The organism is Mycetohabitans sp. B46, assembly GCF_037389205.1.
GTDB lineage: Bacteria > Pseudomonadota > Gammaproteobacteria > Burkholderiales > Burkholderiaceae > Mycetohabitans.
In genome coordinates, this window is record NZ_JADBGL010000003.1 from 315,993 (window position 1) to 323,841 (window position 7,849).

The 7,849-nt window shown below is 60.0% G+C and carries 6 protein-coding genes and 1 pseudogene; 3 read left to right on the forward strand and 4 right to left on the reverse strand.

The annotated features are described in order from the left end of the window. Positions 1-70 precede the first annotated feature (70 nt). The 3 genes from IHE30_RS05415 to IHE30_RS05425 form a co-directional block, all read right to left on the reverse strand. Positions 71-715, reverse strand: a complete 645-nt coding sequence (locus IHE30_RS05415; RefSeq protein WP_337689387.1) for an SOS response-associated peptidase — start codon at positions 713-715, stop codon at positions 71-73. 295 nt (positions 716-1,010) lie between these two features. Beyond that, complete coding sequence (locus tag IHE30_RS05420; protein WP_337689388.1) at positions 1,011-2,171, reverse strand: F-box protein; 1,161 nt, start codon at positions 2,169-2,171, stop codon at positions 1,011-1,013. Positions 2,172-2,472: 301 nt separating this feature from the next. Next, the gene (locus tag IHE30_RS05425; RefSeq protein WP_337689389.1) at positions 2,473-4,011 is read right to left on the reverse strand and encodes a cryptochrome/photolyase family protein; all 1,539 of its coding nucleotides are present in this window, start codon (positions 4,009-4,011) and stop codon (positions 2,473-2,475) included. A gap of 334 nt (positions 4,012-4,345) precedes the next feature. On the opposite strand from IHE30_RS05425, the pseudogene IHE30_RS05430 reads away from it, so the two are divergent. After that, positions 4,346-4,792 (forward strand): annotated as a pseudogene (locus IHE30_RS05430) (NAD-binding protein); the annotation flags it as partial. Between the two features lie 699 nt (positions 4,793-5,491). On the opposite strand, the gene IHE30_RS05435 reads toward IHE30_RS05430, so the two are convergent. After that, on the reverse strand, positions 5,492-6,451 hold the full coding sequence (locus tag IHE30_RS05435; RefSeq protein ID WP_337689390.1) for a hypothetical protein: 960 nt from the start codon (positions 6,449-6,451) through the stop codon (positions 5,492-5,494). Here IHE30_RS05435 and IHE30_RS05440 point away from each other — a divergent pair. Both IHE30_RS05440 and IHE30_RS05445 read left to right on the forward strand, forming a co-directional pair. Next, a complete protein-coding gene (locus IHE30_RS05440; protein ID WP_337689391.1) occupies positions 6,425-7,198 on the forward strand; it encodes a hypothetical protein in 774 nt (257 codons plus the stop codon). The genes IHE30_RS05435 and IHE30_RS05440 overlap by 27 nt on opposite strands. Positions 7,199-7,440: 242 nt before the next feature. Further along, a partial coding sequence (locus IHE30_RS05445; RefSeq protein ID WP_337689407.1) for a squalene/phytoene synthase family protein occupies positions 7,441-7,849 on the forward strand: 409 nt, incomplete at its 3' end.

Here is a 7,849-nt window from a genome sequence, read left to right on the forward strand (position 1 = left end):
GGTTAGCGCCGCTCGCTTGATCCTGACGGGTGTCTGGCATACTCCGTTGCAGCCATGGGTTTTTGCGTACTCATTTTGCATCGTCCACATTTTTGCGCGTAGACAGTGGGGCAGGGGCCGCGACAAGTTCATCGGCTGGCAACAAGCTCAAAAACGTCCTGGCCACTTCCGGCTCACGGCACGTCAGCCAGTCGTCATAGTATTCGCGCCGCAGGATCACGATGCCGCGCTTCTCCCATCCAGGCTTGTGGAAACGGCGCAGGAGCGGATGGGAGTCGGCATTGAGCGTCAGCATCGTAAACGCCAGACTATCGTCCCACGCACGCCATAACCCTGCAATCGAGAACGGCTCGCCGCTCACTAGTTTGATCCGCCAGCGCACCGCCTTGCCAGTTTCATAGTTCGGCTCGTAAAAGCTTGATGCAGGGATAAGACACAACTGCCCATTGCGCCAGCATGTCGAAAAACTGCGTTTTTCGCCCACGGTCTCGGCTCGAGCGTTCATCGTATCGAACACCTTGACGCCGGGCGGGATGTGCTTACGGGGCACGAGGCCAAACGTTGCCCGATCGGTGCTTCTCGTGCCTTCTCCCATACGGAAAATTGGTGCCGCGTAGTCCTTATAGACGCTGCGAGGGTAATCAAACGTCGGCCGAGGAAACTCAGTGAATGTGCCCAAGTCGCCGAGCGTCGCGGATTCGTAGTGGGTACACATACCGCCCCCTTGAAGCGCCAGATTAGATGGATTGATGCAACAGCACTGTGCAAATACACGTGATGTTGCGAGGATGAGTGGTTGCAATAGTCTTAAGGGTACGCTTTCTATTCGTTGCCGTCAGTACAGTCCACGATAATGATTAAATGACTATCGACGCCGAGTACGTCGCGAAGCGGTGCCACGTGCCACAGCCTTGGCCATGGAAGTCGGGCAGTCATGCGGCGAACCACTTCGCCATGAAGTCAACGAAGCTGCGTACTGTCGCCGGCATCATCGAACGATGAACGCTGGCTCAGACTCGCGTGCGAACGCGCTCGATAGGGTCGAATGTCGACCGTGATAGGGTGTGTGCGTCGGACGTCAGCGCGTCGGACGTCACATTGCGGGTGAGGTTTCTCAATCGCTGCACGAGCCGGGCCCGTTCGTCGTCCGCCGTCTCGTCGTCGGCACCCACGCGGTGGGTGTCCCCGTGACGGCGGGCATCACCTATCGCTTGCTCGAGCAAGTCGATAAACTTGTGTAGTGGCAGGTTTTTGGGCCGCCACGCGATGACGGCAGTGCAAATCTCGATGTCGGGATCCTCCAATGCATGCGGGTCACGCTCGCCGGCGAGCGCGGCAGCCTCGCCCTCGAAAAAACCGTAGTTCAGCAAATGAATGGCATAGTCGCGGTTCGATATCCAGACATTTCCGTCATGGATTCGCGGAAACAAGCGTTCGACCGTCGTCGCTTCCTGACCTTGTAATTCGATGATCCGTGTCAGCGCCGACGCGCGTTCGCCTTTCGGCAAAGTTTCGATTTGCGACTTCAGGTGGTTTAGCAGTGCGTGACGTTGCCGCGTGCGTGCCGACGCGTTATCGCGCGATGGCAACCCGCTATTGGGCTCATCGGGTTGCGTCGCGCACGACGCGCTATCATGCGAGTGTTTTAGATGCTCGATCATCTGGTCCAGCACGTCCTTTCTATCCTGCGGGGCCAGCCATTCGAGTTCAAAGGACTGGATAATCCCATCCAGTTCGGCACGGCTATGCTCGAGCAGTTCCAACGATGTTGTCCATAGCCTGCGTGCTTGATCGTGCTGCTGGGGGCCGGGGGGCAGTTGGCGAATGGCCTGCAGTTTCTTGTTGACAAGAAAGCAATGCCGTCGCGGCAGCAGCAGCTGCCGGAACTTGCTATTGACCTCGGACAACCGCGCCGCATCGCTGAGCGGAACACGGCGGAATATGTTGGCGAGAAGCTCCGTTGGCATCTCGTTCAGGCCAATAGTGGCTTGCGGGTTCTTGGTCAGTTGCTGGGCACCCAGCCCGTCGAGTCGATGCACTCCATTGCGTCGTTGCGCGGTGATTTGCTTCCCGCCTGCATCGGGCGTGCGAGCCGTCGGGGGGATCGGATCGAATGTTTGCGTGCCCTGGCTGGCACGCGGTGCGATGCTCAAGGGTAGCGGATGTGGCATTGGGTAGGCTCTAAAATCCGTGATTGTCGGAGCAAGCGCGGCGATACGTTGCGCCGGTGCCGAAACGACAATGGAAGAACCGAATGAATCGGCACGATACGTTGACATCGGGCAAGCTGCGCGCGGTCCGCCGCCGACACGATCAGCGATGCTTGTACCGCCCTCACGGCTCGAGCACCAGATGTGCCTCCTCGATCGCGACGACGCGGTAGTATCCACGGTGCTTCGAGTGGCCGGGCAGCAGTTTGATCGATTCGGCGGCTGCGGATCGCGAGCAGCCGCGTCGCGCAAACCCGCTTGATCATGCCAATAGGTCGGCGCTGCCCGATTCGCGCCCACGCATGCGCTCCATCGCCTTCAGCGCCCGCTCGCGTGCTTGCTGGTGAGGCACCACCGGCAGCGGATAGTCCTGACCTAGCCGAACCGACGCAGACGCCAGTTGCTCGGGTTGTGCGAGCCATGGCGCATGGAGGCACCCGCTCGGCAAGCGCGCGAGTTCGGGCACCCAGCGCCGCACATAGACGCCCTGTGGGTCAAATTTCTGGCCCTGTAGCACCGGGTTGAAAATGCGAAAGTATGGCGCCGCGTCCGCGCCACTGCCGGCCACCCATTGCCAGTTCGCCGGATTGCTGGCTTCGTCGGCATCGACGAGCGTGTCCCAGAACCAAGCCTCTCCTTCGCGCCAGTCGATAAGCAGATGCTTGACGAGAAACGACGCAGTCACCATCCGCACGCGATTGTGCATCCAACCCGTATGCCACAGCTTGCGCATGCCGGCATCAACGAGCGGATAGCCGGTGCGGCCGTGCTGCCACGCGCGCAGATCCGCGGTATCGGCACGCCACGGCATGGTGTCGAATTGCCGCTTGCAATTGACTTGATGCAGCGGTGCACAATGATAGAGCAGATAGTATGAGAACTCGCGCCAGCCAAGCTCATTGAGAAACTTATCGACGCCGCTGCTCGCGGTGCACGCGCTGCGCGCGTCGCCGCAGTGGCGCCCGGCGCGCGCCGCAGACAGTGCTGCATGCCATACTTGCCGTGCCGAGAGATTGCCGAAGCGAAGATACGGAGAGAGCCGGCTGGTTGCCTGCATCGCGGGAACGTCGCGTCCACTCGCGTAGCGGGTCAGCGCATTTGCGAGAAAATCGTCCAGTTGCGTCTGTCCCGCTTGTTCGCCGCATTGCCACGTTTCGCGCAGCCCGCTGGCCCAGTCGGGAGCGTGAGGCTGGAGCGCCAATGCAGACAGATTTTCCACGCGCGCCGCCACGCCGATGTTTTCCGGCACGGGAAAGAAGTGGATCCGCTGAGGTGCGGGTTGCGGTGCTTCAGGGGAATACTGGTGGCGCGCGGCGCGCCAGTACGCGCCGAAGACCTGAAACGGACGGCCATCTCGCGTGGCCACGGCCCACGGCTCTCGCAGCAAGTGGCCATTGAAAGTGAAAGCCGCAATCCCACGTTCTTTGAGCGCCGTCTTGATCGCGGTGTCGGTTTTGCGTTGCGGTGCCGAATACCGGCGATTCCAGCACACCTTGATCGCGCCGATTGCCACGGCAAACGCTTCGATGGCCTGCGCCTCGGAGCCGTGAAGGACGATCAATTCGCCGCCCAATGCTACGAGCGCAGCATTGAGTGCGCGTAAAGATTCATGGAGCCACCAGCGCACAGCCGCGCCCGGCGGGCGCGTATTTCGTGGTGCCGGGTCGTGAACATACACGCACACGACAGGGTGGCCCGTGGCAGTGGCGTATTCGAGCGCGGGATTGTCGGCTAGGCGTTGATCGTCGCGAAACCACACGACGACGGGCGGTAGCGAGCAGGATGGCGAAGACGGCGGCATTGAGCAGTCGTGAAGTGGGGGCCATGACAATCTCCATCATACGGGTTCGCGCGCGAATCGCTGTTGGGATTTATCAACAGCGTTGAGGCGCTTGCCAACTATGCCGCTACGGTTGCCTCAGCGTCCTAAACCATTGCTGTGCCGGGTTGGTGTCGCCGCGGCGATGCCAGTCAAATCGAATACGCGTCGGGCAATGGCTGGCCGCACATCGCGTGTCATGCGTGCTTGCGCTGGTCGATGGCGCTTTTGCTGCCATCGGGGGCGGGAATGGTATCCATGATGTAGTGGGCGTGCAACGCCGCATGGCGAGCGCTTGTGGGTCGTTCATTTGACCCAACCGGTGTGGCTGAGCATGGGAAAGAACGTCGTTCGGTGCGGCGAATCGGGCACGGGGCAGGTGGCCAAGATCTGCAACAATCTGGTACTCGGTATCTCGATGATGGGCGTGGCTGAAGCAATGTCGCTCGGTGTTTCGCTCGGCATCGACCCGGCGGTGCTGGCCGGCATCATTAACACGTCAACCGGCCGTTGCTGGAGTTCGGATACTTATAATCCGAATCCGGGCGTGCTGTCGAATCCGGGCGTGCTGTCGAATGCGCCGGCGGCGCGCGGCTACAGCGGCGGGTTCACGGCGGACCTGATGCTCAAAGACCTCGGGTTGGCGATCGAGGCGGCGCGCCATGTAAAGCAGCTAGTCTGGCTCGGGGTGCTTGCGCAACAGCTTTACCAGTCGATGAGTCAGCGTGGTATAGGCGGGCTGGATTTTTCGGCGTGCATCAAGCATTGGGCTGGTACGGTGCGTGGTTTGCCCGCAACGGTGCAGCGCTGCGCGCTGTCCGTCGGCGAACCCCTGTCTGACTTAATGGCAAATATTTGTCTGACTTGATTATATTGTGGGCGGCTTGCCGCCTGCATATTCCAGTTCTCTCGGCGATAGACTGTCGTACCCCATTTTCCGGTTGTAGAATGTCATATTAATGACGTCACCCTGCCGTGTGGCGTTGTCACCGGTGTTTCAACACTCCGCCGTGTGGCGTTGTCATCGGTGTTTCAACACCCCGTCGGCCTGGAGGTATGCCTATGTTGCTCGAGGTTGCGTCGAGCTTGCCTGTTCTAAGCAGGATGGTCGAGTGACCCGACGCGTTTCGCCAAGCACAAAAGAGAAGTGGCCGGCGGTAATAGACAAGCCATGGGCGGGCTAATATCTCGCGGGTCTTTTTTTAGTCGCATTGATTTTCGGAATCGAGTGCATCACGTATGGTATCGGGAATCGATTAAGCGGTTTCGAGTTGGGCCAAAGACAGTTTTACATGGATTTGAGCAATTGAGTAAAAAAGCGGGTGTGGTGCCGTTTGATCTAGTTTGCGAGCAAAGGAAACGGAATAGGACGGTGTTAGAAGACGCTCGAACCGCGAGTGAATCGATGCGCGCCGACGCGGACTTAAAGGATTTAGCCGCATCCGGTTGGATTATCAGGGCACTACGTTACAGAGTAACCCGGTGTGTCGCCGTGATGCTTGTCGGTGCTACGGGGGCATGTGGGGGAGGTGGTGGCGGCAAGTCTGATGATGACATGGTCCAGCGCGTCGTCGTTAAAGAGGCGTACGGAGAACGAGAGCGGGCCCGGTCGCCAATGGATCCCGTACAAGGCCAGTACACCGGTACCCTGGTCGGTTTTCCAGCCTCTACGACAAATTCGGCTCATACAACGAATATCATCAACATTACGAATGTAGGCCAATTTTATGCAACGGATGGAACCGTCGAGATTCGTAGTCTGAATCACGACAGAGGCAGGAAAAGGCGTAGTACTTGGCGGGCAGGCCATAGCGTAAGCGAAGCTGTGGTGAACGACTTGGGTGTGGGTGTGGGCGAGCGCGAAGCGCGGATTTCGGACGTCGGCGTACAGACCGAGCTTGAGCGCGTCGCCCAAGCCGCGGATGTCGGCGTACAGACCGAGCCCGAGCGCGTCGCCCAAGCCGCGGATGTCGGCGTACAGACCGAGCCCGAGTTCGTCGCCCAAGCCGCGGATGCCGGCGTACAGACCGAGCCCGAGCGCGTCGCCCAAGCCGCGGATGCCGGCGTACAGACCGAACCCGAGCGCGTCGCCCAGGCCGCGAACGTCGGCGTACAGACCGAGCCTGAGCGCGTCGCCCAGGCCGCGGATGTCGGCGTACAGACCGAGCCTGAGCGCGTCGCCCAAGCCGCGGATGTCGGCGTACAGACCGAACCCGAGCGCGTCGCCCAAGCCGCGGAAGTCGGCGTACAGACTGAGCCTGAGCGCGTCGCCCAGGCCGCGGATGTCGGCGTACAGACCGAACCCGAGCGCGTCGCCCAAGCCGCGGAAGTCGGCGTACAAACCGAACCCGAACTCGTCGCTCAGGCCGCGGACGTCAACGTACAGACTGAGCTCATGGAAGTGCACGAAGCGCAAGGCCAATACGTAGGCAGCCTATCGGGCCACTACAGTTTCACCGCATTGGTTACCCCGTCGGGCAAGTTTTATGTAATCTACGCTTACGGCGACGATATAGGTGAGGCCATTGTTGGCGATCTCGACATGGGCAACGCCGGGACCGGGATCCTCTATTTGAAAGAGCGGCTTGCAATAAAGGTCAATTTAAGCACGTCAACTGATTCCGGCCGTTCGCTGCCTTCCCACGTCGGTTCCACAGTGGTCTCAATCCTGGCTAACCAGTTTCCCAGCTATCAGAGTATTGCCACTCAGGTCGACAACTTGTTGTTCAATTCGCAATCGATTCACATCGTTGCCTCCGCCGATGGCCTGCCGCCGCTCCAATTCCAAGGCAATACCGACATAGCGTTATATACCAAGCCGGCTGTAAGCAAAGTGGTCGGGACATACAAAGGCATGTTCAGCAAACGTGACTATCTTGTCAACGAGATCAATATGCCGAGTATCATTGAAATGACAATCGATGGCCGGGGTAGGATCACAGGGACAGAGGGATATTGCCCGTTTGTCGGCAAAATCGCTCCTCGTGAGTGGGGCAATGCCTACGATATCGAGATTGAGTACTCAGGCGACACAATGTGTTCCTACCCAAACTCGACGGTTCGCGGCGTGGGTTTCTACATTGAAAAGGAACACCGGCTTCGCGTGGTGATGCAAACGCCGGGCAAGGGCGGTATGTTATTCAACATGACGTGCGACAATGCCCGATAGTTGCCTCTTCACGCGGACCAGGCCTCGATAATGGCCGAAGGCGGTTTGCCAGACCCGACGGCGCGGCAGCGCCGGTCCGTGAACCGGTACAATGCCGGCTGTGATTGTCAATTCATGGCTGCGCGATGTCCGATTCATCGTTCGACTCTCGATCCGATGGCGCTGCAGCGCACGCGCGACGTGCCGCTGGGCCGGTGGTCGGCCTACAACCGCCCGCCGCCGTGACGGCTGCTGACCGAACCATGCGTGATCCGGCGCGCGCTTTCCTGCTCGGTCCGCTACTCAAGGGGGTGTCCCGCTCGTTCTACTTGACGCTGCGCGTGCTGCCCGCCGGCATGCGGGATCCAGTTGGCCTAGCGTATCTGCTGGCGCGCGCCGCCGACACGATCGCAGACACGCCGCTGATCGAGCCCGCGCTGCGGCTGCGAATGCTATTAACGCTGCGTGCGCATGTGAATAACGATGAATACGATCGCGGGCCGCTGCGCGAGATTGTTGGACAGTTGGCGGCGCAACAACAACAGTCTGACGAGCGGCGGCTGCTGGAATCGCTCGAGCCGGCGCTGGCGATCCTGCAGCAGTTGGGCGAGCGCGATCGCGAGGCGGTCCGTAGCATTGTATCGACGCTCACGCGCGGCATGGAGTTCGATC

Excerpts from the sequence above, each read along its gene's own strand:
- IHE30_RS05415 (WP_337689387.1), bottom strand. The coding sequence starts at position 715 with ATGTGTACCCACTACGAATCCGCGACGCTCGGCGACTTGGGCACATTC.
- IHE30_RS05420 (WP_337689388.1), bottom strand. The coding sequence starts at position 2,171 with ATGCCACATCCGCTACCCTTGAGCATCGCACCGCGTGCCAGCCAGGGC.
- IHE30_RS05425 (WP_337689389.1), bottom strand. The coding sequence starts at position 4,011 with ATGCCGCCGTCTTCGCCATCCTGCTCGCTACCGCCCGTCGTCGTGTGG.
- IHE30_RS05440 (WP_337689391.1), top strand. The coding sequence starts at position 6,425 with ATGGAAGTGCACGAAGCGCAAGGCCAATACGTAGGCAGCCTATCGGGC.